The following is a 24,460-nucleotide window of genomic DNA, read 5'->3' on the forward strand; positions in this document are numbered from 1 at the left end:
GGGGGCTGCGGCCATGACAGAAAGGCGATATGACGTGCGACGACGTCGATCGATACTCGGTACATCTCTGGCCGTGGTCGTGGCCATGGGCCTGTCCGCCTGCGGCGGTGGCGGCGACGACGCCGGCGCGTCCAAGACGATCCGGGTCACCCTGGCCAACCACGTGTGGACGGAGAACGTCAAGAAGGCACTGCCCGAGTTCGAGAAGCAGACCGGGCTCAAGGTCGAGGTCACCCAGCTCGGCGAGGACCAGCTCTCCGACCAGTACAACGTCAAGCTGAACGCGGGCTCGGCCGACATCGACGTGATGATGTACCGCCCGCTGCAGGAGGGCAAGCTCTTCGCCAAGAACAAGTACCTCGCCGACCTGTCCGCCCAGGTGAAATCCGAGACCTGGGACTTCAGCGACTTCCAGGCCGGCCCGGTCGAGGCCACCACGTACGAGGGCAAGCCGGTCGGGATCCCGATCATCACCGAGCAGGAGGTCCTCTACTACCGCAAGGACCTGCTCGACAAGGCCGGCCTGAGCGCCCCGCCGAAGACCCTCGACGAGCTGAAGGCGGCGGCCGCCAAGATCAAGGCCGCCGAGCCCGACGTCGCCGGCTTCGTCTCCCGCACCGGCAAGTCCACGGCGGTCACCCAGTTCTCCAGCTTCCTCTACAGCTTCGGCGGCGACTTCGTCGACGGCGGCGGCAAGGCCGCGGTCAACAGCGCGGCGGCCAAGCAGGCCTACGCCTACTACGGCGGGCTGATCAAGGACTCCGGCCCGGCGAACGTCAGCACCGACATGGGCTGGCCCGAGGCGATGGCCATCTTCACCCAGGGCAAGGCCGCCTTCTACACCGAGGCGAACTCGCTCTACAAGAACGCCACCGACCCGGCCAAGTCCAAGGTCTCGGACAACGTGGGCTTCGCCCCGTTCCCGGCCGGTCCCGCCGGTTCCAAGCCGTACAACATCCCGTCGTGGGCGCTGGGCATCAACGACAGCTCCGAGAACACGGACAACGCCTGGAAGTTCATCGAGTGGGCCACCGGCAAGGAGCAGACGCTCGCCCAGCAGAAGTCCGGCGTGCCGGGCGCCCGCACCTCCGTCTGGGCCGACCCCGAAGGCACCTCCACCTTCCCGGACGACCTGGCGGAGGCCATCGCGGCCAGCACCAAGGACGGGGTCGGGCATGACCGGCCGCTGGTCGTCCAGGTCGCCGAGGCCCGCGAGATCGTCGGCCAGCCGATCGTGGACGCGATCACCGGCAAGGACGCCGGCGCGTCCGCCGACACGGCCAACGCCGCGTTCCAGAAGTTCCTGGACGACGAGGCCAAGTAGGCGGAACACGCGGGTGGCGAGGGCGAGCGCCCGCCACCCGCGTACCCCGCCCCTCCCTGGAGACCCCATGGCAACGATCACGACCAAGGCGCCGCGCGGCACGCCCACCGCCCCCGGCACGCCCGGCTGGGTGAGCTGGGTCAACGACCACCGCAAATGGCTCTTCGCCGCGCCCGCGATGACCTTCGTCGCCGCGCTGCTCGTCTTCCCCCTGGCCTGGACCGGCTACCTCAGCCTGACCGACGCCGAGGGGTCCGTGCGCGCGGAGAGCGAGTTCGTGGGCCTGCAGAACTACCTCGACGTGCTCTCCGACACCGCACGGTTCTGGCCCGCCGTCGGCAGGACCGCCGCCTTCACCGGCGTCGCGCTGCTGTTCGAGGTGGTCCTCGGAATGGCGATCGCCCTGCTGCTCTGGCGGCCGTTCAAGGCCCAGAAGTGGGTACGCGTCGCCATCCTGCTGCCGCTGGTCGCCACCCCCGTCGCGGTCGGCATGATGTGGCGGCTCATCTTCGACCCGAACATCGGCCTGGCCAACCAGCTGCTCGGCTGGTTCGGCATCGGGCCGCAGCCGTGGCTCGCCGGCCAGTACACGGCCCTGCCCACCACGATCTTCATCGACGTGTGGCAGTGGACGCCGATGGTGACGCTGATCCTGCTGGCCGGGCTGACATCGCTGTCGGACGAGCCGCAGGAGGCGGCGCGCATCGACGGCGCCAGCACCTGGCAACGTTTCCGGCACGTCACCCTGCCGCTGCTGGCGCCCACGCTGACCGTGGCGATCCTGCTGCGCGGCATCGACGCGCTGAAGACCTTCGACATCCTCTACGCCACCAAGGGGCGGGGCGGCGGCTCGTTCCACGAGGTGGAGACCCTCAACGTGTACGCCTACGGCCTCAGCTTCGACTACAACGAGTACGGCGTCTCCTCCACCGTCCTCATCCTCTTCTTCCTGATCATCATCGGGGCCATGTGGGCCCTGACCGCCCGGCGCAAGGAGGCCGACCGATGAGGCCACGGCCCGCGTACCGGGTGTTCCGGGTGGTGGCGCTCACCGTGGTGGTGCTCACGCTGATCGCGCCACTGGTCTGGATGATCGCCGCGTCGTTCAAGACCAACGTCGACATCTACGATCCGGGCAAGGCGCTGGTCTTCTCCCCCACCGTGGCCAACTACGCCAAGGTGCTCCAGCAGGCGAACTACGTCGAGTTCATCGCCAACAGCCTCTGGGTGGCGTTCGCCGCCACCGTGGCGTCGCTGGTCCTCGGCCTGCCGGCGGCGTACTCGATGAGCCGGTTCAACATGAAGAAGTCCGCGCTGGTGGTGCTGATGGCCCGGGTCATCCCCGGCGTCTCGCTCCTGGTGCCCTGGTTCTACGTCTTCTCCAACCTGAAGATGGTCGGCGGCTTCGGGGTGCTGATCATCAGCCACATGTTCGTCTCGCTGCCGCTGGTCGTCTACATCATGATGGGCTATTTCGACAGCCTGCCGGCGGAGCTGGAGGAGGCGGCGCTGGTCGACGGGCTGACCCACATCGGCGCGTTCCGGCGCATCACGCTGCCGCTGTCCATGCCGGGGATCGCCACCGCCGGGATCCTGTCCTTCATCTTCTCCTGGAACAACTTCATGTTCGCGCTCGTGCTCTCCGACGCCGGCACCAAGACCCTGCCCGTGGCGATCTTCGACTTCGTCGGCTACGCCAGCATCGACTGGGGCGGCCTGATGGCGGCCACCACCGTGGTGACGCTGCCGATCATGGTGATCGCGCTGTTCGTGCAGAAGTACGTGGTCTCCGGCCTCACGGCCGGCGCGACGAAGGGCTGACCGGCATGACGACCATCGCACGCATCGAGACCTTCCTGGTCGCCCCCCGCTGGCTCTTCGTCCGGGTGGAGACCGGCTCCGGGATCGTCGGATGGGGCGAGGCCACCTGCGAGGGGCGGTCCGAGACCGTCCGCGCCGCCGTGCACCAGCTCGCCGAGCTGCTGGTCGGCCGGGACGCGCTGCGCATCGAGGACCACTGGCAGGTGATGACCAAGGGCTCGTTCTACCGGGGCGGCCCGATCCTGGCCAGCGCCGTGGCGGGCCTCGACCAGGCGCTCTGGGACATCGCGGGCAAACACTTCGGCGCGCCCGTGCACCAGCTGCTCGGCGGCCCGGTCCGGGACCGCGTCCGGGTGTACGGCTGGGTCGGCGGCGACGAGCCCGCCCAGGTGCGCGACCACATCGCCGCCCAGGTGGAGGCCGGGCTCACCGCGGTGAAGATGAACGCCTCCGGCAGGATGAGCCCGGTCGCGTCGGTCGCCGAGCTGGACGGCGTGGTCGCCCGGGTGGCCGCCGCCCGCGAGGTGCTCGGCGACCACCGCGACGTCGCCGTGGACCTGCACGGGCGGTTCACCCTGGCCAACGCCCGCCGGCTGGCGCCGCTGCTGGAGCCGTACCGGCCGCTGTTCATCGAGGAGCCGGTCGTCCCGGAGAACTCCCACCTCATCGGCGAGTTCGTCCGCTCGACCACGGTCCCGGTGTCGACCGGGGAACGGCTCTACAGCCGGCAGGAGTTCCTGCCCGTCCTCCAGGCCGGCATCGCGGTCGCCCAGCCGGACCTCTCGCACGCCGGAGGCATCACCGAGGTACGCAAGATCGCCGCGCTCGCCGACGTGTACGACGTGCAGCTCGCGCCGCACTGCCCGCTCGGCCCGATCGCGCTCGCGGCCTGCCTGCAGGTCGGCTTCGCCACGCCGAACTACCTGATCCAGGAGCAGAGCCTCGGCATCCACTACAACCGCGGCGCCGACGTGCTCGACTACTGCGCCGACAAGACCCCGTTGACCTTCGTGGACGGGCACGTCGAGCGGCTCACCGCGCCCGGCCTGGGCATCGAGATCGACGATGCGCAGGTCCGTGCCGCCGACAAGAAGGGGCACGCCTGGCGCAGCCCCGTGTGGCGGCACCGGGACGGCTCCTACGCGGAATGGTGACATGTCCCAGCATCATTAGCGGGGCTGCCGCGCGTACGCGGCCCGCGGCCCGGCCCCGTCCCCCGCTCGCACCACCCGTGAGAAAGGCACCACGTGAAGATCACCGCTGCGGACGTCATCGTCACCAGCCCCGACCGCAACTTCGTCACCCTCAGGATCACGACGGATGACGGGATCACCGGGCTGGGCGACGGCACCCTCAACGGCCGTGAGCTGTCGGTCGCGTCGTACCTGGCCGACCACGTCGTCCCCCTGCTGATCGGGCGCGACCCGCACCGTATCGAGGACACCTGGCAGTTCCTCTACCGCTCGGCGTACTGGCGGCGCGGGCCCGTCACCATGGCCGCCATCGCGGCCGTCGACGTGGCGCTCTGGGACATCAAGGCCAAGGCCGCCGGGATGCCGCTCTACCAGCTGCTCGGCGGCGCCTCCAGGAACGGGATCATGGCGTACGGGCACGCCTCGGGCCGGGACCTGCCCGAGCTGTTCGACTCGATCCGCCGGCACCTGGAGCTGGGATACCGCTCGATCCGGGTGCAGACCTCCGTTCCTGGCATCGACGCCGTGTACGGCGTGGCCGCCCAGCCGAGCGTCGACGGCAAGCGCTACGACTACGAGCCGGCCCAGCGCACCGCGCTCCCCGCGGAGGAGGACTGGGACACCCGCGCCTACCTGCGCCACCTGCCCGGCGTGTTCGAGGCGGTGCGGGGCGAGTTCGGGCCCGAGCTGCCGCTGCTGCACGACGGCCACCACCGGATGACCCCCATCCAGGCCGCCAAGCTCGGCAAGGCCCTCGAACCGTACGACCTGTTCTGGCTGGAGGACTGCACGCCGGCGGAGAACCAGGAGGCGCTGCGCCTGGTCCGGCAGCACACCACGACCCCGCTCGCCATCGGCGAGGTCTTCAACACCGTGTGGGACTACCAGACGCTGATCCGCGAGCAGCTCATCGACTACGTGCGCTCCGCCGTCACCCACACCGGCGGGATCACGGCCATGCGGAAGCTGCTCGACTACGCCGCTCAGTACCAGATCAAGTCCGGCATCCACGGCCCGACCGACATCTCGCCGGTCGGCATGGCCGCCGCCCTGCACCTGGATCTCGCGATCCACAACTTCGGCATCCAGGAGTACATGCAGCACGGCGCCGCCACCGACGAGGTATTCCGGCAGTCGTTCACCTTCGCCGACGGCTACCTGCACCCGGGCGAGCTGCCGGGGCTCGGCGTGGAGCTCGACGAGGAGGCCGCGGCGCGCTTCCCGTACCAGGCGGCGTACCTGCCGTTCAACCGGCTCAAGGATGGCACCGTCCACGACTGGTGAGCCGCGGTCCGCCCGGCTCATAGCGGTGCCGGGCGGACGCGCTTGTCCCGGGTGCTACCAGAACTTCACTTCGGGGTGCTTCCCTGATGGCTTGTCCAGGACGGGCCGGCGCTCGCCCTTGAGGTGCGTGTCGAGGAACGCGGTGACGTACGTACGCGTGATCTTCAGGGCGCGCCTGCCGTCGATCGGCGTCTTGGGCAGCCCGAGCTGCGGCTGCAGCACCGCAAAGTCCATGAAGCTCATGTGGTCGGCGCCGGTCACGGTCAGCCAGCGCTTCCCCTCGCCCTTCACGTGCGGCCAGAACTGGTCCCACGAGCCGTCCTTGCCGCCCGACTCCGGCTGGTGCCGGGGATTGCCGATCATCATGAAGGGCTTGGCCACCGGCTTGGCCGGCGTCTTGGGGTTGTAGGTGCCGTCGAGGTTGACCGCGGCCTTGATCCGCCCGGACACCGGCAGCAGGTGCGCCGCGCTCTGGCCGCCGACCGAGTGGCCCACCATGGCGATCCTCCTCTCGTCGATCAGCCGGTTCCAGCGCTTGTCCGCTTTCAACCGCTTGAGAACGAACTCGGTGTCCGCGGCCCGCACCCGGGCCACCTTCTCACCCGTCTCAGGAGTCTGACCGGCCTTGCCCGCCTCGAAGGTGACGGTCCTGCCGTCAGGGAAGGTGGTGGCCAGCGACTCGTAGGTGTGCTCGATCCCCGCCACCAGGTAGCCGCGGCTGGCGAACTCCTCGGCCAGCGAGGTCATGCTCGCGCGGGGCAGCGTCATGCCGGGAGACAGGACCACCAGGGGCCAGCCGCCTTTCCGCTGCCGCGCGGGAGCTCCGGCGCGGGCGTGCGTCACGGTCCTGGCGAGCGTGTCCGCCGGCACGTCCTCCAGCCGCGGCTCGCTCCTGATGATCAGCTCCGACTCCTGCGGCGTGAGGTACGGGGCGCGCTTCCCCGCCGCCTTCCGCGCCGGGTACCAGATCGAGACCATCAGCTCGCGCGCGTCCCGGTCGGCGACCCAGGGGTCGGGGCGGCTGGAATCGATCAGGTGCAGGTCGGTCTTGCCGACCGGGTGGTCGCCGGTCGGCGCCGGCAGGGCGGTGACGGGCGCGGCGGCCTCGGCCGGGGTCACGCCCAGGGTGGTCAGTGATGCGGAAAGCGCGAGCACGCTCGCGGCCACGGTCTTCTTCATGCGCTCAACCGTGCCGCGCGGCGGCGGGGAACCGTCCCCGGCGAAAGTCACCCGGCCCCTGCGACTTTCGTAGGGGATGGCCGATCCGGCAGGCGCATCGCCGCCGTCAGGGGCGCTCGGGCGGCCGCGGGACCAGCAGCCCCCGGTTGAACGCCTCGCTGACGGCGGCGGCACGGTCGTTCACCCCGAGCTTGGCGTAGATGTTGAGCATGTGCGACTTGATGGTCGCCTCGGTGAGGAACAACCGCGCCGCCGCCTCCCGGTTCGTGGCCCCGGCCGCCACGAGCTGGAGCACTTCGACCTCGCGAGGGCTGAGCGGCCCGGGAGCGGGCGCGCGCACGCGGTTCATCAGCAGCGCCGCCACCGACGGCGCGAGCACCGCCTCGCCGCGGGCCGCCGACCGGACCGCGCGCGACAACTCGTCGCGGGGAGCGTCCTTGAGGAGGTATCCGGTGGCGCCCGCCTCGATCGCAGGAAGCACGTGGCTGTCGGTGTCGTACGTCGTCAGCACCAGCACGCGGGCCTCGCTCTCCCGCTCGGCGAGCTGCCTGATCGCGCTCACGCCGTCGATGCCGGGCATCCGCAGGTCCATGAGGATCACGTCGGGGCGCAACGTCAGGGCCAGCCGTACCGCCTCGGCTCCGTCGGCGGCCTCCCCGAGCACGTCGAACTCGGGGTCGCGGGCGAACATGCTGCTCAGCCCGTCTCTGACCACCGGATGATCGTCCACGATCAGCAGCCCGATCGGGTGGCTCACGCTCATGCCTCCGCCCGCTCCGAGGGGACGCGGGCCGAGATGCCCGTGCCGGCGCCCGGCTCCGACTCGATCTGCAGGGTGCCGGCGACGCTCTCGATCCGCTGCCGCATCGCGATCAGCCCGAACCCGCCGCGATCGGCCCGCGGGCTTTCGCCGGCGGTGTCGAGCCTGGCCGGCTCGAAGCCGCCGCCGTCGTCGCGGACGTCCAGAGCCGCCTCGTGCTCCAGATACGACAGGGTCACCCCCACCCTGGTCGCCCGCGCGTGCTTGGCCACGTTGGCCAGGGCCTCCTGCGCGATCCTGAGCAGCGCGGCCTCGGCCTCCGGCCGGATCGGCCGCGCCGTACCGGTCGTCGTGACCTGGACGCGGATCTCGTGCAGCGCCGACCAGCGCTCGGCGACGCCCGCCAGCGCCTCGCCCAGCCGCGCCGAGCGCAGCGGCTCCGGACGCAGCGCGTGCACCGACCGTCGCGCCTCCGACAGGCTCTCCCTGGCCAGCCCGGTCGCGGCGGCGACGTGCCGGCGCCATCCCGGCGGGTCGTCGCCCGCGTGCTCGGCCGCGCGCAACTGGCTGATGATGCCGGTGAAACCCTGCGCCAGCGTGTCGTGGATCTCCCGCGCCATCCGCTGCCGCTCGTCCTGCACCCCGGCGTCGCGCGCCTGCGCCAGCAGTTGCTCGTGCAGGGCCGCGTTCTCCGCCAGCGACGCCACCAGTTTGCGGTTCGCCTCGCGCGCCTCGTCGAGCGCGCGGTCCCGCTCCTCGTTCCGCTCGTCGTCGCGCCAGGCGAACCAGGCGAAGGTGCACATGGGAATGACGTTCGCGGCGATGACGGCGCCGTAGGTGACCAGGCCGGCGACCGTGGTCTTGTCGACGCCGTACGCCTGCGCCGTGCCCGCCACCGCGCCCACCGCGGCGATGCCGACCGGCTGCCACGGCCACGGCAGGACGTGGAAGCCGTAGATGTAGACGGCGGGGGTGAAGAAGCCGAACCACGGCGACCTCACCACGAGGACCGCCCAGAGCACGACCAGCACGGCGAAGAAGACCGCCATCACCCGCACCCGCCGGCGCCAGGCCGGGCGGAGCGTGTAGACCCCCAGCATCCACGCCGCCAGCAGCGCGGGCAGGACGAGGTCGGTGAGCCCGGACGCGTCGGACGCCGGCCGGCCGGCCACGGTGACCGCGGTCAGGAACGCCAGCAGCGCGTACGGCCCGACGGCCGTCAGCACGGGCCACCGTGCCACGGGGTCGTTCATCCGCCTCCTCCTCCCGCGCGGCTCGCTCCCAGCCGACAATCTAGCTCCAGCACGTCGTCAACCGGTCATCCGGACCGGGGAGGCTCGACGGCCAGGGCGTGCCTGAAGACGTTGCGCGGGTCCCACCTGGCCTTCACCCGCTGCAGGCGCGGGTAGTTGTCCTTGTAGTAGAGCGTCTGCGCGGGCACGCCCGAGGTGTTCCACTTCGGGTCGGCCAGGTCGGCGTCGGCGTAGTTGATGTAGGAGCCGTCGTCGACCGCGCCGGGCACGGGCACGCCGCCGGTGCCGGCGTACACGTCGCGGTAGAGGCGGCGCACCCAGGCGAGGTTGGCCGCGTCGTCCTTCTCGTCGCTCCAGATGGTCTGGTAGACCGCCTTCATGACCACGTCGCGCTGGGCGATGGCCGTGGCCCCTGGCGCGACCGTGCCGACCTCGCCGCCGTAACCGATGAGCAGAATGCCGGACTCCGGCCCGCCGGTGGTGTTCGTCAGGTTGCGGTGCACGGCTGCGAGCTGGGCCTCGGTGAACCCCCGTCGCAGATATCCGGCCTTGATCTTGTACCGGCGGGTGAGCAGGTCGCCGGCCTCGCCGGTGCCCGGCCAGGTCATCGGGTGCAACCACGGCAGCGTACGCCGGAGGTCGAGCACCGGCGTCAGCCCGGCGCCCGCGGTCACCGCGGACACGAACTCGCTCACCAGGTCGTCGGCCTCGGGAAGGTCCGCGTCGATCTGGACGTTCAGCATGGCGGTGCCGCCGGCGCGGTGCGAGACATGGAGGATGCCGTACAACCCGGCGTGCGGCGAGCCGGGCGCGCTGTTGCGCTCATGCCAGTCCCCGAAGTTGCGCAGCAGCCCGGTGAGCGCCCGTTCCGTCATGCGCTCCCAGGACCAGATGACCGTCTGCTGCAACATCCGCTGCGGCGACGGCGGCAGCAGTTTCGCCGGATCGGCGCCGGCAGCGCCGGGCGAGCGCAGCCAGTAACGGGTGACCACGCCGAAGTTGCCGCCGCCACCGCCGGTGTGCGCCCACCACAGATCACGGTTCGGGTCGCCGGGCTCGCGGGTGGCGACCACGGCGCGGGCGGTGCCGTCGCGGTCGACCACCACGACCTCCACGCCGTACAGGTGATCCACCACCGAGCCGTACCGCCGGGACAGGGCGCCGTAGCCGCCGCCCGAGAAGTGCCCGCCGGCGCCCACTCCCGGGCAGCTGCCCGCGGGGATCGTCACGCCCCAGCCCTTGAACAGCGTCCGGTACACGTGGCCGAGCGTCGCTCCCGGCTGCACGGCGAACGCCCGCCGGCGGGCGTCGTAGGCGACCTCGTCCATCGGTGACAGGTCCAGCAGCATGCGCACCGCCGGGTCGCCGGTGAGGTTCTCGAAGCAGTGCCCGCCGCTGCGCACCGCGACCCGCCTGCCGGACCGCGCCGCGTCCGACACGGCCCGCACCACCTGGTCGGTCGAGCCGCACACGCGGATCTCGTCCGGCCGGCCCGCGAACCGGAAATTGTTGCCCCGCAACAAGGTGTCGTAACGGGGGTCACCAGGACGTATCGTCACCGGCCCGAACGCCGCCGCGCCCGTTTCCGCCGACGCGACCTCGGCACCCCACGTGCCGGCCACCCCCGCGACCGCCCCCGTGACCGCGCCGGCACCCGCGCCGGCGAGCAGTCCACGACGGCTCATCGCCCTGCGGCCGGGCGCATTCGTGTTCCCACCGCTCGTCTGCGACATGTGTCTCGTTCCTTCCGACCTGCTGGAGTTGAGGTCGTCAGCCTCCCAATCCGGCAGCGAGGCGCACATCCACCCATGCCATGAACCGGCGGCTGAACCCGCCGCCCCACCGGACGGCTGACCCGCTCCACCGGACGGCTGACCCGCTCCACCGGACGGCTGACCGGTCCGTGTTGAGCGGGCTCCCGCGAGTGGCGATGATCGAGTGCCGGATTCGACGAGAGGACCGTCATGGGGCATGTGCTGGTGACCGGGGCGACAGGAGGGATCGGCGGACCGCTGGTCGGCGCGCTGACGGAGGCGGGGCATCGGGTGACCGCCGTGGGACGCGGCGTCGGACGGCTCGACGTCCCCGGGGTGGAGGCGGACCTGGCCGATCCCACAACGCTGGCCGCCGCCGTCAGCGCGCTGGAGGGCGGGCTGGACGACGTGCGGGCGCTGGTGCACTGCGCCGGGATCTCTCCCGTGGAGGCCGTCGCGGACGCGGGCCCCGAGACCTGGCGGCGGACGCTGGCGGTGAACGTGGCCTCGGCGGCCGAGCTGGTACGCCTGACGTTGCCCGCCCTACGGCGGTCGAGAGGTCATGTGATCTTCGTCAACGCCTCGCCGGGGATGACCGGGGTCCCCCGCTGGTCGGGGTTCGTCGGCAGCAAGGCGGCGCTGCGGGAGCTGGCCGATTCCCTGCGTGAGGAGGAGGCCGCCCATGGGGTGCGCGTCACCACGGTCTATCCCGCGGCGACGGCGACCGACCTGCTGGGGGAGGTCAGGCGGGCCTTCGGGCGCGCGTACGATCCGGCGTCGTGCATCCGGCCGCAGACGCTGGCGGCGATGATCGTCTGGGTGCTGGGCGCGCCGGCGGACGCCTATCCCAGCGAGCTGTCCGTGCTGCCGTCGCCGCGCTGAGCAGGGCCGGTCCCTTGAGCGGGCCGCAAGGCAGCGAAACACCCGACCGGGACGGTGCTCGGCCGGATGCTTCTGAGGTCGATGGTCAGCTCACCGGCGGCGCCGACGCCGCCGGCGCGCACTCGCGCCGGAGCTGTCCGGATATAGATCCGGATTGGGCACTGGCTGGCGTGCAATGCCGAAGTAGCGCAGAAGAGACATGGTGCCCTCCGTCGTGCTCGTGCCGTTCGCGGGACGGTGATGTGCCCGCTGCCAGCGACAACACCCCGCGCTTCCCGAGTCTGCCCATTCGGACAGCTTCTGACCTGGTTTTTACCCCTGAGCTGGGCACGAACACCGCCACTCCTCCACCCTTGATCGGCTGAGGCTCCGCGCATACTCTGCCCGTGCGGATCACCCAGCCCGGCCCCCCACGGACGGAGTCGCATGTGATGCTGATCAGGACGAAGGCTGCGTTCGTGACCTCGCTGGCCGCGATCGCCGTCGCGGTCACGCCGCCCGCGGCGCACTCCCAGGCGACGACGGCCCGCGCGGCCTCCTGTCCGCTCGTCTTCGGGCACGGCGGCTATCCTTCAGGGCCCAACCCCTGGGAACGCGACCAGATCCGCCAGCCCAACAACGTCCGCGGCGTGAACGACCAGAAGGCCAGGGGCGCCGACGGGGTGGAAGGCGACCTCCAGCTCACGCGGCACGGCACCAAGGCCGTCATGTGGCACAACACCTCCACCAACGGGCTGACGGGCACGAGGAAGAACATCACCGACCTCTGGTGGGCGGCCGGAAGCGACAACCTGCGCGACCGCCGCATCGCACGCGGCCCGTACGCGGGAGAGCAGGTCTACACGCTGCGGCAGTGGCTCGACCACGTGCGCTCAACCGGGCTGATCGCCCTGCTGGAGGTCAAGCCCGAGGCCAGAGCCGTCCTGTCCGACCCCGCCTACGCCGCGACCGCCTGGAAGGAGATCTCCGACCCGATCAAAGAACGCCAGGCCTCCCAACGCATCCTGGTCTACTCGCTGGACTCCTGGATCCAGGCCGAGCTCGCCATGCGCCACCCCGGCCTCCTCAAGGGCTCCGAGGCCCGCTGGACCGACAGCGTGAGCTGGACGGAGCCGCCACCCTCCTGGAACGGCAACGTGAGCCGCTGGCAGGAGGTGCTGGCGCAGGCGCCGAAGAGTGTGATGACGAACTTCACCAGGGAATATCGCGCCTGGCTCACCGGCGCCTGCGGGTAGGCCGGCCGCCGCGCGTCCGGTGGCCGCGCCCCGGATCTCTCAGTCGTAGAGACGCCAGGGCATTCCGTTCGTGGCATGCACCAGCTCGAGCGTCCCCTGCGCGGAGCATTTCGGTGGGCCCTCCTCGAACAGCTCCACCCCGCTCACGATTTTGTCGAAATGGTCGTGCTGGGTGGAGCCCCACAGGTAGAGCCTCTTCTTCCGCGTGTCCAGATAGAGCAACGCCGCCCTGTCCCGATCGGCTCGGATATCCTGGACATGCACCAGGGCCGGGTTTTCGGCCGTGAGCTCGTCAGCGAAGTCGGGGTCCGATTTCATGCCATGGACAAGCGCCAGAGAGAGCGCGCCGCCGTCCGCGAAGTGCTTTTTCGCCAGGTCGAGTGCGCCCTGGGTGGCCTCGATCAGATAGTTCTTCTTTCTCGCCTGCCGCTCGTCCTCACCGTCCGCGGCCCCCCGTCCGATCCCGTGCCCGAGCTGGGAGACGTGAGAGACCAGGGCTCCGCCGCCCTCCTTCGAGGTGATGATCACACCGGTGCATCCCGCGAATCCTGTGGTGTAGATATCGATGGCGCCCGTCCGGGAGACGCCGACTCCGCCCTGACTGACGGTGAAAACCTTCACGTCGTCACGCTGAAAATCATTGTTTTCAATCGGATATCGGATCTCCATGATCGCATGGTAGGGCGGCATCCCGAACACGGTCAACCCCTGCAATCGCGCCTGAACAATGATGCACGCTTACTTGACATGTGCCATGACGAGCTCACCATCCGCGCGGCGGCGATAGAATTCACCGCGCCGCACCGGCCCGAAATGGCGTGGAAATGTTGAAATGAACGACCGATTTCGGAGTGTGGTCAGACCTGGGCCCGCCAATCCTGGCGGCATTCCGCGCATCGGCATTTCACGCATGCACGCGTCGGAGGCCCTGGGCGCCCGCGTGCGGCTCGATTATCGCTGGAGCGGGCCGGCGGGCCCGGTCCAGCGACGCTCGACGGGCCGTCGTCCGGCCGGCGCGAGCGTCGGGCCATGGGTACTTTCAACGAAGGTTCTGTGACCGGACGCGTGGCGGTGCTGGGCGCGAGCGGCTGCGTGGGGCGGCAGGTGTGCGCCGCCTTCGCCCGCCAGGGGCGGCCGCCGGTGGCGGTGGCCCGCCGCCGCGCCGCCCATCTGGACGCGTACCGGTTCCTGCCGCTGGACGTCGCCGCGCTCTCCGGCGGGGAGCTGGCCAAGGTGCTGGCCGACGAGGGCGTGGAGGCGGTCGTCAACGCCACAGGCGGCTGGGTCGCGGGCGACGAGGAGATGCACCGCACCTACGTCCGGCTCGTCGACCAGCTCATCGAGGCCATGACGATGCTGCCGGGCCCGGCCCGTCTGGTGCACGTGGGCAGCGTGCACGAGTACGGCCCGACGCCGCACGGGCTGACCATCACGGAGCAGCTGCGCCCCGCGCCGCAGAGCGTCTACGCGCGCACGAAGCTGGCGGGCTCCCGCCGCATCCTCGACGCGGTCCGCGCTGGGGAGCTCGACGCCGTCGTGCTGCGGGTGGCCAACGTCTACGGCCCGCACCCGGCCGAGGCCAGCTTCCTCGGCGGCCTCCTCGGCAAGCTGCGCGACGGCGCGGAGCTCGACCTGACGATCGTGGACGCATGGCGCGACTTCGTCGATGTCAGGGACGTCGCCGACCTCGTGGTGGAAGTGACGGCCGACCGCGCCGCCGACCCGCTCGTCAACGTCGGCAGCGGCCAGGCGATCAACATCCGCACCATCGTCGAGGACCTCCTGGCCGCGGCGGGGCGGTCACCGGAGTCGGTACGCGAGCGGGCGGGCGCCGTCCAGGCCAGGGGCGGCGACTGGACCCAGGTGGACATCACGCATGCGACACGCCTGCTCGGCTGGCGGCCACGCCGCCCCCACCTGGAGTCCGTACGGGCCATGTGGGAGGCCGCGGGCGCGCACGCCGGCGTGCTGTCGTCGCACTCGACCGCCTGATCACCGGGGCCCACGGGCTCTCCACGGGTGCTCGATCGGTTCTCCACCGCATCTCCACCTCATCTCCACCGGCCCTGCGCACGGTCGCTCCCATGCGCATACTCTTCACCACCATCGCAGCCGCGGCCCACTTCCACCCGACCGTCCCCGTCGCCTGGGCGCTCCGCGCCGCGGGACACGAGGTACGGGTGGCCTGTGAGCCCGGTTTCACCGCCACCGTGACCCGGTCGGGGCTGCCGGCGATCGCCGTGGGACAGGACGTCGACCTGCGTACCTTCTGGCAGGGCCACGACCTCGGCCCGCGGGAGGACATGACCGCCGAGGAGCACCAGCGGCTGCGCCTGACCCGCGCCATCGGCATGTTCTCCGGCATCGCGGCCGCGGCCGCCGACGACCTCATCGCCTTCGCCGGGAGCTGGCGTCCGGACCTGGTCGTCTTCGAGGCACGCGCCTACGCGGGACTCATCGCCGCCCGCCGCCTGGGTGTGCCCGCCGTACGGCACCTGTGGGGTCTGGACACCACCTACGGGCGCCGCGACTTCGAGGCGCCGGTCCTGGAAGAGCTGTGGTCGCGGTACGGCCTGGAGGGCGTGGACCCGCTCGGCGACCTCACGGTGGCCCCGTGCCCGCCCAGCCTGGCGGAGCCCGCCGAGCTGCCCAGGAAGCACATCCGGTACGTGCCCTACAACGGGCCGGGCGTCATGCCGTCGTGGCTGCTCCGGCCCGTCGAGCGTCCCCGGGTGTGCGTCACGTGGGGGCACATGTTCGCCCAGCGCACCGGCACCCTGCACGGCCTGGAGCTGGCCGTCGCGGCCCTGCGGCAGCTGCCCGTCGAGGTGGTGGCCGCGATCACGCCCGGCCAGCGGGCCCTGCTGGGCGAGGTCCCGCCCGAGGTGCGGATCGTCGAGTCGATGCCGCTGAACCTGCTGCTGCCCACCTGTGACGCCGTGGTCAACGGAGGGGGCGCGGGCACGATGATGACGGCGCTGGCGTCGTCCGTAGCGATGATCATGGTTCCGTCGCACGCCGACGAGTACCACTACGCCGAACGGCTGGGCGGCGCGGGCGCCGCGGTGAGCGTGGACTACCGCCAGGCCGACGCGGCCGCCATCGAGCGCGCCGCCGCCACCGTGCTCGGCGATCCCGCGTACGGCACGGCCGCCACCCGGCTGCGCGACGAGAACGCCCTGCTGCCCACGCCCGGCGACCTCGTCGCCGACCTGGAGAAGCTGGCCGTCGCCTGAAGGACCCGGCGGTGTTCCGCCACCCGCGGGTCCATGACCGTCCCGCCGGCGGCGGCCTGACGTGCGCCGGCCGACGCCGGCCGCACAGCGGTCATGACGGCGCCTGTACGCCGGGCGTGCGCCTCACCAGGCGCTCGGGACCGGCGCCCGGGCGGGCGGGCCGGCGCCGGGGCAGGAAGGCGGAGATGGTCATCCCGGCCACCCCGGCGGCCACCGAGATGATCAGCGCGTAGTGCAGGCCGTCCCGGGAGGGCAGCGCGGCGGCGCCCAGCCGCACGGTGTGCGCGGCCAGCACGGTGCTGATCACCGCGCTGGCCGTGGCGGTGCCGACGGAGCGCATCAGCGAGTTGAAACCGTTGGCCGCGGCCGTCTCCGAGACGGGGACCGAGCTCATGATCGAGGCGGGCATCGCGGCGTAGGCGAGGCCGGCCCCGGCCGAGACGATGGTGGCGGCCAGCACGACCTGCCAGACCTCCGTCATCGCCGCCAGCGCGCCGGCGTAGCCCGCGACGGCGAGCAGGGCGCCGAGCACGAGGGTCACCTTGGGACCGTAGGCGCCGGTGATGCGGGCCGAGACGGGCGAGAGCACGATCATCATGCCGCCGCCGACCGCCATGCAGAGCCCGGCCTCGAACAGGGACAGCCCGAGCCCGTAGCCGGAGGCGGGCGGGGACTGCAACACCTGGGGGAAGACCAGCTGGGTGCCGAACATGGCGAATCCGAAGGCGATGGACGCCAGGTTGGTGAGCAGCACCTGCCGCCGGGTGGTCGTCCGCAGGTCGACCAGGGGGTTCGCGACCCGCAGCTCCACGAACGCCCAGACGGCGAAGATGACGGCCGCCGCGGCGAACAGCCCCAGGGTCAGCGGGCTGGTCCAGCCCCAGCCGCCGCCCTTGCTGATGGGCAGCAGGAAGCACACCAGGCCGGCCGTCAGGCCCGCCGCGCCGGGGAAGTCGAAGCGTCCGCCCGCGCGCAGCGACGAGTCGGGGACGACCGTGAGGGTCAGGACCAGGCCCGTCGCGCCCATCGCCGCGGCCACCAGGAAGAGCATGTGCCAGTCGGCGTACTGCGCGACGACCGCGCCCAGCGGGAGCCCGATCGCGCCGCCCGCGCCCAGCGTCGCGCTCATCAGGGCCATGGCCGAGCCAAGCCGCCCCGCCGGCAGCAGGTCGCGCATGATGCTGATGCCGAGCGGGATCACGCCGACCGCGCAGCCCTGGAGCGTACGGCCGAGCACCACGAGGGGCAGCGCGCTGGTGAAGACGCAGATCGCCGAGCCGATGACCATCAGGGCGAGGCTGATCACCATCATGCGGCGCTTGCCGTACATGTCGCCGAGCCGCCCGCTCACCGGTGTGAACACCGCCGAGGACAGCAACGTGGAGGTGATGGCCCAGGACGCGTCCTCCGCCGAGGCCGACAGCAGCCGCGGCAGGTCGGGGATGATGGGCACCATCAGGGTGAACATCATCGACACGACCATGCCGCTGAAGGCCAGGGCGGCGGTGACGAGCGCGCTCGATCTGCTGGGGGTGGGGGGAGGCGCCACCGGGCTCCGTTCGGTCGGGGACGAGACAACACAAGGCTGTCAGAGACCCCGAAAGGGATACCCATCCCCCGCCTACGGCAGACCTCCGCCCGGCCACCCGCGCGCCCGGCCAGGAGGCCGCCCGGTCACGGCCGTTCGCCGTCGTTCTCGTCGCGTTGCGCGCGTGCGTACCAGACCCACACGGCCAGCGCGGCGAACAGCAGGGCGAGGAACGGCGATCCGGCCAGCAGCAGGATCACCCCGAATCCCGAGCTGACGACGAGCATGGCGGTATAGGCCCGTCTCGACAGGTCGGTGGCCGCGGCGCGGCGCAGTCGTCGCGTGCCGGTGCCGAAGGACTTCGCGAAGTCGGGGTCGTCGACCCGCAACCGGCGCTGGATATCGCGCAACGTTTCACGTTCGTGGTCGTCGAGCACGACACACCTCCGGGGGCCAGGTGCGATCCATCACCCTTCTGGACGATTTCTATCGTAACACGATATAAACTGGAGTCCACGGGTACGTCGGCGGAGGAGGACGGCAGGGCGATGGACGACCAGGCAGCGGAGCGCACGCCCCTGACCAAGGACGACTTCGAGGCGCTGGCCCGCTTCCGCTTCGGCATCCGCAGCTACCTGCGCTTCAGCGAGGAGGCGGTGCGCGCCGCCGGCCTCACGCCGCAGCAGTACCAGCTGCTCCTGGCCCTCAAGGGGTTCCCGGGACGCGACTGGGCCACCGTGCGGGAGCTCGCCGACCGGCTGCTGCTGCGCCACCACAGCGTGGTCGAGCTGGTCAGCCGCGCCCAGGGTCAGGGGCTCGTACGCCGGGACGCCCATCCCAGCGACGGCCGGGCGGTGCGGGTGACGCTGACCCGCGAGGGGGAACGGGTCCTGGGGCGCCTGAGCGCGCTGCACCGCGACGAGCTGCGGCGCATGGACACCGCCCTCCTGCCCCCGACCTGGCACGGAGCTTCTCCCGACGCCCGGGCAGACGGCCCCGGCACGCCGCCTTCGTAGGAGTTCCACGGCACCGGCCACCCACACGGTTGAGGAAGGGATCATGGACACTGCGACCACGCCGACCACGCTGACCTCGGAGCACGCTCTCCTCCTGGCCCACGTCACCGACCGCGCCCGTCGCGTCCTGCGGATCGCCTCGGAGAACCGGTGGCCCCGCGGGGAGCTGGCGGCGCTGGCCCGCTATCTGCGCGCCGAGCTCATCAGGCAGGTCACCGACGAGGAACGGCTGCTCTTCCCCGCCAGCGAGGCCACCCCCGAGCTGTCGCGCCTGGCCCGCGACCACGCCCGGCTGCGCGCCTGCGTGGACACCATCTCCGTCGCGGCCCGCGGCGACGGCACCCGCTCCCCCGCGCAGCTGGCCACCATCGTCCGTGACCTGCTCACCCAGCTCGAACGCCACTTCGCCGTGGAGCAGGCGACCCTGGCCGCGCCGGGCAGGCCGACGATCTCGACCGCCTCCCTCGGCGCCTGCCCGCACCGGTGGTTCGCGCTCACCGAAGGCCCCGTCATCGAGCTGGACGCGCTGCCCGCGGACCGGCTGCTCGACGCCGTCGGAGACCGGCTGCGCAGGCTGGCTCCGGGCGAACGGCTCGACCTGTACGCGCGCACCGACCCCGCCGGGCTCTGCGCCGCCCTGGCGGCCGGCGACCCGGACGTCGGCTTCGCCTACCTGGCCTGCGGGCCGGTCCGGTGGCGGGTGCGCGTCACGCGCCGGCCCGGCAGATGATCCGGACGGCCGCGCCGCGCCCGCGTGCGCTCCGGCCGTGCACGCCCGCCGGCCATCCCGCCCCGCGTCCCCGGGCCGCCGCGGCCGGGAACGGTCTCACTTCTGCGGGCTGATCCCCCGCACGGCCAGCTCGAGCAGCCGGTCCGCCGCGGCGGGGGGATCCGGCCGGCGCTCCGTGGCCAGGACGATGCCGGTGATCAGCGCGAGCAGGTCGGCGACGGTCACGCCGGGATCGACCGCGCCGGCGCGTACCGCGCGTCGCAGCAGCGGCTCCCCCGCCTCGGTGAGTGTCACCGCGCAGGCGCTCACCTGCCCGGATCCGAGCAGCCCGTCCTCCACCAGCGCGGCGGCCATCCCCTGCGCGCCGGCGGCGTACGCGGTGACCGCGCCCAGCCACTCCAGCAGCGCGGCCCGCGCGTCCGTCGCTCCGGCCAGCTCGTGGGCGCGGGCGCTCAGGGCGTCGATGCGCTCGCGGAAGACCGCCTCCAGCAGCGCGCCCCGGCTGGGGAAGTGCCGCCGCACGGTGGCCGAGCCGACACCCGCCGTACGGGCGATCTGCTCCAGGGAGGCGTCGGCGCCGCGCGCGGCGACCTCCGCCTCCGCCACGGCGAGGATGCGCGCGTAGTTGCGCCGGGCGTCCGCACGCCGGCCGGGCATGGGCGTCACCTCCGGGAACGTCAAGTGGCGGGCCCTCCGCACCGTAGCGGAAACAAGCGGCGCGCGGGACGCGGGTACCGCGAGCCGTCAGGGACGGCCCGCGCTACCCCTGTCAGGCGCAGGCGATGGAGCCGGTGAACGGGCAGGGGTCGCCGGGGGCGGTGTAGGCGACCCGGTCCACCTGGAACGTGAGCGTCCTGCCCGGGTCCTCGAACGGCCCCATGTGCTCGGTCAGCGTGTCGCTCCCCCACACGTTGAGGAACAGGTTGGCGTCGAGCTGGGGCAGCCGCGCGGCGTCCGTCACGGAGTGGACCTTCGTGCCGTTGACGTAGTAGTCGATCTCGCTGTCCGACCACACCATGCCCACGTCCACGAACCCTTCGGGGATCGGCGCCAGCGTCTCGCCCAGCGGCGTCTTGTCGTCCCAGGCCATGAGCTTGACCTTGCCGGGGTCTCGGCCCATGACCTTGATGTCGATGGCCTCGCCGGTGACGTAGGTGAACATCGCCGACATCAGACCGGACCCGGCGACCCCTTTCAGCCTGGCCTCGTAGGTGCCGTGACCCAGCCGCCGGCGGGTCTGGACCTCGGCGCAGGCGTACTGCCGGTCGCCGGTCGCCTTCTTGGTGAACGACAGGTTGAGCATGCCTCCGGAGGCGGAGACCTGGTCGCGGGCCCAGGTGCAGTTCTGCTGGGCGCCGTTGTTCCAGCCGTCGGAGACGTACCAGCGCGAAGTGTCGAGGGTGTCGAAGTCGTCGACGAACGACGTGGTGACCGCGCAGGCGACCGAGCCGGTGAACTGGCACGGGTCACCGAGCCTGGTGTAGGCGATGTGGTCGTAGGACGCCTCGACGGGGTGGCCGGGGTAGGCGAAGGGGCCCATCCAGCCGGTCAGCGTGTCGCTGCCCCAGATCTGGGCGAACAGGATCTGCTCGTGGGTGGGCACCTGGCCACCGGTCAGCGTCTTGACCAGCGTGCCGTTGACGAAGAAGCGCAGCCGGCCGGGCTCCCACACGTACGCGAAGTCGACGTACGCGGAGGCCGAGTCGGCGGGCAGCGCGACGGGGAATCCGCCGGAGGAGGTGCCGCTGACCCACGAGTTCACCTCGACCTTGGTGGTGTCCTTGCCGAGCACCTCGAAGTCGATCTCGTCCCACGGCTGGTCGTGCACCGGGCCGATGTAGGAGAAGAAGGCGGAGTTCAGTCCGCTGCCCTTGCCCGCCTTCATCCGGGTCTCGAACGTGCCGTAGCCGAGCCGGGCCCGCGACTGCACCTCGGCGCAGGAGTAGTCGCGCTCCCCGTACGCCTTGTCGTCGAAGGCGATGGTGAGCGCTCCGCCCTCCACCCGTACGTTGTTCCTGTTGAACTGGCAGTTCTGGTGGTCGCCGTTGTTCCAGCCGTCGGAGACGTACCAGCGGCTGGTGTCGAGGGCGCCGTCGAAGCGGTCGATGAACGACTCCCCCGCGGCGGCGGTGGCGGGCTGGACGGGGATCAGGGCCAGCAGGCCGAGGACGAGGGCGGTCACGGTGGTGGTCACGGTGGCTGTCACGGTGGCTGTCACGGTGGCGCTCAAGCGGGACATGGGCTCCTACTCTCGATGGGTACGGATCTCTTCCGGCCAGGCGAGCGTGATGCCGAGCGTGTCGCTCAGCAGGTGCTGGTAGTCCGACAGCTGCGCGGCGTCGGAGCGGACCTTGCGCGGCGGCAGGTCGCGGTCCAGGCAGAAGGCCGCGAGCGCGCCCACGGCCTCGCCGATGGCCCACTCGACGGGATGCAGCCGGTAGCAGCCGTTGGTGATGTGGGTGGTGCCGATGTTCTTGTTGGCGGGCAGCAGATTGTCCACGCGCACGGGGACGAGCGCCCCGAGCGGGATCTGGAAGGGGTACGCCTCGATGTCGACGTAGGTGCGCCCCGCGGTGCTGGGGTGCAGGTCGATGCGGTAGCGGCCGAGGCCCACGCTGTCGTGGAAGACCTCGCTGCCCGCGCCGTCCGGCCTGGCCTGCACGCCGACGTGCTGCTCCAGGACGGTGAACTCGGCGACGATGCGGCGCGACTCGCGGATGTAGGGGGTCTTGGCCAGCCCGTCGCGGGTGCCGGTCACGTCGGGCCGCAGCCGCAGGCCGGGGTAGCCGCCCTCGGTCTGCATCCAGTACAGGAACGACAACGACAGCTCCCGGCTGCCGGCCAGGGCGACGGCGGGGTCGGCGCCGAGCAGCGGGCTCTCCCAGTAGTCGATCTGCGGCCAGTTCACCATGGTCAGGTCGGGCAGCCCGGTGAACTGCTCGCCGGCCAGGATGCGCCGGAACTGCCACAGGTCGAAGTGCCCGGTCCCGTCGCCGAACAGCCGCCACTCGCGCCGCTCCAGCGTGATGGGCACGACGTCCGTCCAGGACAGCTGCGGCCCCGGCCAGAACGGCGCGGCGGTGTCGCGCCAGTGCTCGTAGCCGGCGGGCCGGTCGATGACGTGCTCCTCCCCCGGCCGGTGCTCCAGCGCGAAGCACCACGAGATGGCCTGCTGGTCGAGGGGGTCGGCGGTGTCGGGGGCGTGCGGCTCGCCGGTCGTGTCGCGCCCTTCCGCCCCGACGACGTGCTCGACGTCCGCGAGGTGCAGCAGCTCGCCCAGCTCGGTGGCGTCGACCACGTACGGCGCCGCCACGGTCAGCTCCCCGCCCGTCTCCAGGTCGCGCAGCGTGACGGCGTCGATCCGGTCGCCGCTCGTCCACGCGGAGACCGGCTCGTGCCGGAGCAGGACGGTGATCAGACCCGACGCCCGCCAAGGGGCGAGCATCTCGTCGAGGACGGCGACGGCCACGCGCGGCTCGTGGTTCATCCTGCTGACGATGCCGAGCCCGGGGTCCGTCAGCGGGCCGGCGCCCGGGCGCACCGGGTAGTTGCGCCGGTAGTAGGCGCGCACCCGGCGCCGCAGGTCGGCGTAGCCCGGCGGGGCGAACTCCCGCTCGATCCAGGGGTGCTCGTCCGGCGGCACGGCCTGCGCGGTCAGCTGGCCGCCCAGCCAGCCGGTGTGCTCGGTGACGATCACTTTCCGGCCGAGTTCCGCGGCGGTGAGCGCGGCCGCGACGCCTCCCAGGCCGCCGCCGACGATGAGCACGTCAGTTCGGAGTTCCGTCATTCCCCGTGGGCTCCTTCGTGTTGTGTAGAGGGCCGCGTCGATGAGGACAGGGGCCATCGCCGGGTCGCGGCGCGGCCCGGGTGAGGTGGTCGCCAGGGTCTAGAGCCGCTCGTCGCGGGCGGCGGCGATGGTCGTGCCGGGGACGATCGGGCAGGGGACGAGCAGGCTCTCGGGTGGCTGGTCGGGGTGGTCGAGCATGGCGATGACCCGGTCGACGGCGATGCGGCCGATGGCGACGCGCGGGATCTCCAAGGAGTCCCACCGGGCGGAGGTGCCCTCCCAGGTGGCTTCGAGCACGGCGACGGAGACGTCCTCGGGCACGCGTACACCGCGCTCCCTGAGCCCGCCCAGCAGTTGCTCGGCCAGCCGGACGCTCTCGGCGACCACGGCCGTCTCGCCGCCGCGGACCAGCTCGTCGATCCAGTCACCGGTCAGTCCGCTCTCGCCGCGGAAGCCGGGCGACCTGTCGGTCAGGCCGAGCCGCTCCACCGCCTCGCGGTAGCCGTCGCGCCGGTCGGCGTACGGCTCCATCTCCATGGGCTCGCGCAGGTACGCGAAGCGGCGGTGGCCGTGCCCGGCCAGCTTGTCGACGATGCCGATGGCGGCGCCGCGGTAGTCGGGGATCACGCACGGGATCTCCGCGCCGGGCACCTCCCTGCGGCCGATGTGCACGAACGGGTAGCCGTCGGCCCACAGCCTGGCCAGCTCCGCCCGGTCGGTGGAGACGCCCAGCAACACGCTGCCGTCGGCCAGGTTGAGCCGGTTGGTGCCGTCGCGGTAGACCCTGCGCCGCCCGTCGCCCGCCCCCGTCGAGGTGAACAGCACCAGGTCGAAGCCGGTCTGCTCGGCCCGCTCCTCGATGCCGAGCAGGAACTCGAAGTAGAAGTCGTCGCGGGCGTGCGGGAAGACCGCCTCGAAGGTGTGCACGCCGATCAGGCTGTTGCGCTTGTTGCGCAGGTTGCGCGCGGACGCGTTGGGGACGTACCCGAGCTCCTTGATCGCCGCGAGCACCCGCTGGCGGGTCTCCTCGGGGATGCGCGCGGAGTCCACGTCCCCGCTGATCACGCGGGACACGGCCGACTGGGACACCCCGGCCAGCCGGGCCACGTCGGACTGGCGCGGGGCCTGCCCGCGGCGCTTGGGCGTCATGGCCGTTCCTCCTCTCCCGAGCCGCCGGCACCGGCGGCTCGCAGGGCCGGGGCGGCCGCGTGGGTGGTGGCATCGAGCTCGCCGGCCCGGCCCTTCTGGTGCAGCCAGCAGTGCGCCCAGTGCCCGCCGCCCAGGTCGGTGCGCGGGGGCGCGCTCCGCTCGCACTCGGGCATCGCGAACGGGCAGCGCGGGTGGAAGCGGCACCCGGCGGGCGGGTTCACCAGGCTCGGCGGCTCCCCCAGCTCGTCGGCGCCGGGGGGGGGGGGGGGGGGGGGGGGGGGGGGGGGGGGGGTGGGGGGGGGGGGGGGGGGGGGGGGGGGGGGGGCGAA

Annotated in this window: 23 protein-coding genes; 11 read left to right on the plus strand and 12 right to left on the minus strand. The window is 71.9% G+C overall.

Translation table 11 applies throughout. The features are described 5' to 3' along the window. Positions 1 to 34: 34 nt before the first annotated feature. From ACZ6SA_RS16230 to manD, 5 genes are all read left to right on the plus strand, one after another. Positions 35 to 1,324, plus strand: coding sequence for an ABC transporter substrate-binding protein (locus tag ACZ6SA_RS16230; protein ID WP_347642287.1), 1,290 nt, complete (start codon positions 35 to 37; stop codon positions 1,322 to 1,324). 67 nt (positions 1,325 to 1,391) lie between these two features. Next, entirely contained in the window at positions 1,392 to 2,333 is a 942-nt protein-coding gene (locus ACZ6SA_RS16235; protein ID WP_347642286.1) for a carbohydrate ABC transporter permease, read from the plus strand. Beyond that, positions 2,330 to 3,145, plus strand: coding sequence for a carbohydrate ABC transporter permease (locus tag ACZ6SA_RS16240; RefSeq protein WP_465828599.1), 816 nt, complete (start codon positions 2,330 to 2,332; stop codon positions 3,143 to 3,145). Before ACZ6SA_RS16235 ends, ACZ6SA_RS16240 begins: the two co-directional genes overlap by 4 nt. Before the next feature lie 5 nt (positions 3,146 to 3,150). After that, positions 3,151 to 4,299 carry a galactonate dehydratase gene (gene dgoD, locus ACZ6SA_RS16245; RefSeq protein WP_465828601.1) on the plus strand — a complete coding sequence of 383 codons (1,149 nt, stop codon included), beginning with the start codon at positions 3,151 to 3,153 and terminating at the stop codon, positions 4,297 to 4,299. Between the two features lie 93 nt (positions 4,300 to 4,392). Next, positions 4,393 to 5,622, plus strand: coding sequence for a D-mannonate dehydratase ManD (gene manD / locus ACZ6SA_RS16250; protein WP_465828603.1), 1,230 nt, complete (start codon positions 4,393 to 4,395; stop codon positions 5,620 to 5,622). Positions 5,623 to 5,676: 54 nt separating this feature from the next. Here manD and ACZ6SA_RS16255 read toward each other — a convergent pair whose 3' ends face one another. The 4 genes from ACZ6SA_RS16255 to ACZ6SA_RS16270 form a co-directional block, all read right to left on the minus strand. Next, positions 5,677 to 6,801, minus strand: coding sequence for an alpha/beta hydrolase family protein (locus ACZ6SA_RS16255; RefSeq protein WP_465828604.1), 1,125 nt, complete (start codon positions 6,799 to 6,801; stop codon positions 5,677 to 5,679). A 106-nt stretch (positions 6,802 to 6,907) separates the two neighbouring features. After that, complete coding sequence (locus ACZ6SA_RS16260) at positions 6,908 to 7,564, minus strand: response regulator (RefSeq protein ID WP_465828606.1); 657 nt, start codon at positions 7,562 to 7,564, stop codon at positions 6,908 to 6,910. Further along, positions 7,561 to 8,814 (minus strand): sensor histidine kinase, encoded by a 1,254-nt coding sequence (locus ACZ6SA_RS16265; protein ID WP_465828607.1) that lies wholly within the window; start codon positions 8,812 to 8,814, stop codon positions 7,561 to 7,563. The genes ACZ6SA_RS16260 and ACZ6SA_RS16265 overlap by 4 nt, the downstream gene beginning before the upstream one ends. 65 nt (positions 8,815 to 8,879) lie before the next feature. Continuing rightward, entirely contained in the window at positions 8,880 to 10,547 is a 1,668-nt protein-coding gene (locus ACZ6SA_RS16270; RefSeq protein WP_465828609.1) for an FAD-binding oxidoreductase, read from the minus strand. A 231-nt stretch (positions 10,548 to 10,778) separates the two neighbouring features. On the opposite strand from ACZ6SA_RS16270, the gene ACZ6SA_RS16275 reads away from it, so the two are divergent. Further along, positions 10,779 to 11,450, plus strand: a complete 672-nt coding sequence (locus ACZ6SA_RS16275) for an SDR family NAD(P)-dependent oxidoreductase (protein ID WP_465828610.1) — start codon at positions 10,779 to 10,781, stop codon at positions 11,448 to 11,450. 386 nt (positions 11,451 to 11,836) lie between these two features. After that, on the plus strand, positions 11,837 to 12,685 hold the full coding sequence (locus ACZ6SA_RS16280; protein ID WP_465828611.1) for a glycerophosphodiester phosphodiesterase: 849 nt from the start codon (positions 11,837 to 11,839) through the stop codon (positions 12,683 to 12,685). Between the two features lie 39 nt (positions 12,686 to 12,724). Here ACZ6SA_RS16280 and ACZ6SA_RS16285 read toward each other — a convergent pair whose 3' ends face one another. After that, positions 12,725 to 13,354 carry a hypothetical protein gene (locus tag ACZ6SA_RS16285; protein ID WP_347642276.1) on the minus strand — a complete coding sequence of 210 codons (630 nt, stop codon included), beginning with the start codon at positions 13,352 to 13,354 and terminating at the stop codon, positions 12,725 to 12,727. Between the two features lie 384 nt (positions 13,355 to 13,738). Here ACZ6SA_RS16285 and ACZ6SA_RS16290 point away from each other — a divergent pair, with 384 nt between their 5' ends. Together ACZ6SA_RS16290 and ACZ6SA_RS16295 are read left to right on the plus strand one after the other, a co-directional pair. Then, the gene (locus ACZ6SA_RS16290) at positions 13,739 to 14,677 is read left to right on the plus strand and encodes an NAD-dependent epimerase/dehydratase family protein (protein ID WP_465828613.1); all 939 of its coding nucleotides are present in this window, start codon (positions 13,739 to 13,741) and stop codon (positions 14,675 to 14,677) included. Between the two features lie 92 nt (positions 14,678 to 14,769). Next, on the plus strand, positions 14,770 to 15,921 hold the full coding sequence (locus tag ACZ6SA_RS16295; protein ID WP_465828615.1) for a nucleotide disphospho-sugar-binding domain-containing protein: 1,152 nt from the start codon (positions 14,770 to 14,772) through the stop codon (positions 15,919 to 15,921). Positions 15,922 to 16,012: 91 nt separating this feature from the next. Here ACZ6SA_RS16295 and ACZ6SA_RS16300 read toward each other — a convergent pair whose 3' ends face one another. Then, positions 16,013 to 17,470, minus strand: a complete 1,458-nt coding sequence (locus tag ACZ6SA_RS16300) for an MFS transporter (RefSeq protein WP_465828616.1) — start codon at positions 17,468 to 17,470, stop codon at positions 16,013 to 16,015. Positions 17,471 to 17,595: 125 nt separating this feature from the next. Then, positions 17,596 to 17,886 carry a DUF3040 domain-containing protein gene (locus ACZ6SA_RS16305; RefSeq protein WP_465828617.1) on the minus strand — a complete coding sequence of 97 codons (291 nt, stop codon included), beginning with the start codon at positions 17,884 to 17,886 and terminating at the stop codon, positions 17,596 to 17,598. Between the two features lie 111 nt (positions 17,887 to 17,997). Between ACZ6SA_RS16305 and ACZ6SA_RS16310 the strand changes: the two genes are divergently transcribed. Together ACZ6SA_RS16310 and ACZ6SA_RS16315 are read left to right on the plus strand one after the other, a co-directional pair. Continuing rightward, the gene (locus ACZ6SA_RS16310) at positions 17,998 to 18,465 is read left to right on the plus strand and encodes a MarR family winged helix-turn-helix transcriptional regulator (RefSeq protein ID WP_347642271.1); all 468 of its coding nucleotides are present in this window, start codon (positions 17,998 to 18,000) and stop codon (positions 18,463 to 18,465) included. 43 nt (positions 18,466 to 18,508) lie between these two features. After that, complete coding sequence (locus ACZ6SA_RS16315; RefSeq protein WP_465828619.1) at positions 18,509 to 19,195, plus strand: hemerythrin domain-containing protein; 687 nt, start codon at positions 18,509 to 18,511, stop codon at positions 19,193 to 19,195. 96 nt (positions 19,196 to 19,291) lie between these two features. Here ACZ6SA_RS16315 and ACZ6SA_RS16320 read toward each other — a convergent pair whose 3' ends face one another. The 5 genes from ACZ6SA_RS16320 to ACZ6SA_RS16340 form a co-directional block, all read right to left on the minus strand. Then, positions 19,292 to 19,852: a TetR/AcrR family transcriptional regulator gene (locus ACZ6SA_RS16320; protein WP_465828620.1), complete on the minus strand. Its 561-nt coding sequence runs from the start codon at positions 19,850 to 19,852 to the stop codon at positions 19,292 to 19,294. A gap of 112 nt (positions 19,853 to 19,964) precedes the next feature. Further along, positions 19,965 to 21,434, minus strand: coding sequence for a family 16 glycosylhydrolase (locus ACZ6SA_RS16325; RefSeq protein ID WP_465828621.1), 1,470 nt, complete (start codon positions 21,432 to 21,434; stop codon positions 19,965 to 19,967). 6 nt (positions 21,435 to 21,440) lie between these two features. After that, positions 21,441 to 22,982, minus strand: coding sequence for an FAD-dependent oxidoreductase (locus ACZ6SA_RS16330; RefSeq protein ID WP_347642267.1), 1,542 nt, complete (start codon positions 22,980 to 22,982; stop codon positions 21,441 to 21,443). Positions 22,983 to 23,081: 99 nt separating this feature from the next. Then, positions 23,082 to 24,131 (minus strand): LacI family DNA-binding transcriptional regulator, encoded by a 1,050-nt coding sequence (locus ACZ6SA_RS16335; protein WP_465828623.1) that lies wholly within the window; start codon positions 24,129 to 24,131, stop codon positions 23,082 to 23,084. Continuing rightward, positions 24,128 to 24,373: an oligopeptide/dipeptide ABC transporter ATP-binding protein gene (locus tag ACZ6SA_RS16340; RefSeq protein ID WP_465828630.1), complete on the minus strand. Its 246-nt coding sequence runs from the start codon at positions 24,371 to 24,373 to the stop codon at positions 24,128 to 24,130. Before ACZ6SA_RS16340 ends, ACZ6SA_RS16335 begins: the two co-directional genes overlap by 4 nt. Positions 24,374 to 24,460: the final 87 nt, after the last annotated feature.

This window comes from Nonomuraea sp. NPDC049378, from assembly GCF_055586745.1.

Excerpts from the sequence above, each read along its gene's own strand:
- ACZ6SA_RS16240 (WP_465828599.1), top strand. The coding sequence starts at position 2,330 with ATGAGGCCACGGCCCGCGTACCGGGTGTTCCGGGTGGTGGCGCTCACC.
- ACZ6SA_RS16260 (WP_465828606.1), bottom strand. The coding sequence starts at position 7,564 with ATGAGCGTGAGCCACCCGATCGGGCTGCTGATCGTGGACGATCATCCG.
- ACZ6SA_RS16335 (WP_465828623.1), bottom strand. The coding sequence starts at position 24,131 with ATGACGCCCAAGCGCCGCGGGCAGGCCCCGCGCCAGTCCGACGTGGCC.
- ACZ6SA_RS16265 (WP_465828607.1), bottom strand. The coding sequence starts at position 8,814 with ATGAACGACCCCGTGGCACGGTGGCCCGTGCTGACGGCCGTCGGGCCG.
- ACZ6SA_RS16275 (WP_465828610.1), top strand. The coding sequence starts at position 10,779 with ATGGGGCATGTGCTGGTGACCGGGGCGACAGGAGGGATCGGCGGACCG.
- ACZ6SA_RS16270 (WP_465828609.1), bottom strand. The coding sequence starts at position 10,547 with ATGTCGCAGACGAGCGGTGGGAACACGAATGCGCCCGGCCGCAGGGCG.
- ACZ6SA_RS16320 (WP_465828620.1), bottom strand. The coding sequence starts at position 19,852 with ATGCCCGGCCGGCGTGCGGACGCCCGGCGCAACTACGCGCGCATCCTC.
- ACZ6SA_RS16325 (WP_465828621.1), bottom strand. The coding sequence starts at position 21,434 with ATGTCCCGCTTGAGCGCCACCGTGACAGCCACCGTGACAGCCACCGTG.
- ACZ6SA_RS16295 (WP_465828615.1), top strand. The coding sequence starts at position 14,770 with ATGCGCATACTCTTCACCACCATCGCAGCCGCGGCCCACTTCCACCCG.
- ACZ6SA_RS16315 (WP_465828619.1), top strand. The coding sequence starts at position 18,509 with ATGGACACTGCGACCACGCCGACCACGCTGACCTCGGAGCACGCTCTC.
- ACZ6SA_RS16330 (WP_347642267.1), bottom strand. The coding sequence starts at position 22,982 with ATGACGGAACTCCGAACTGACGTGCTCATCGTCGGCGGCGGCCTGGGA.
- ACZ6SA_RS16255 (WP_465828604.1), bottom strand. The coding sequence starts at position 6,801 with ATGAAGAAGACCGTGGCCGCGAGCGTGCTCGCGCTTTCCGCATCACTG.
- ACZ6SA_RS16285 (WP_347642276.1), bottom strand. The coding sequence starts at position 13,354 with ATGGAGATCCGATATCCGATTGAAAACAATGATTTTCAGCGTGACGAC.
- ACZ6SA_RS16235 (WP_347642286.1), top strand. The coding sequence starts at position 1,392 with ATGGCAACGATCACGACCAAGGCGCCGCGCGGCACGCCCACCGCCCCC.
- dgoD (WP_465828601.1), top strand. The coding sequence starts at position 3,151 with ATGACGACCATCGCACGCATCGAGACCTTCCTGGTCGCCCCCCGCTGG.
- ACZ6SA_RS16310 (WP_347642271.1), top strand. The coding sequence starts at position 17,998 with ATGGACGACCAGGCAGCGGAGCGCACGCCCCTGACCAAGGACGACTTC.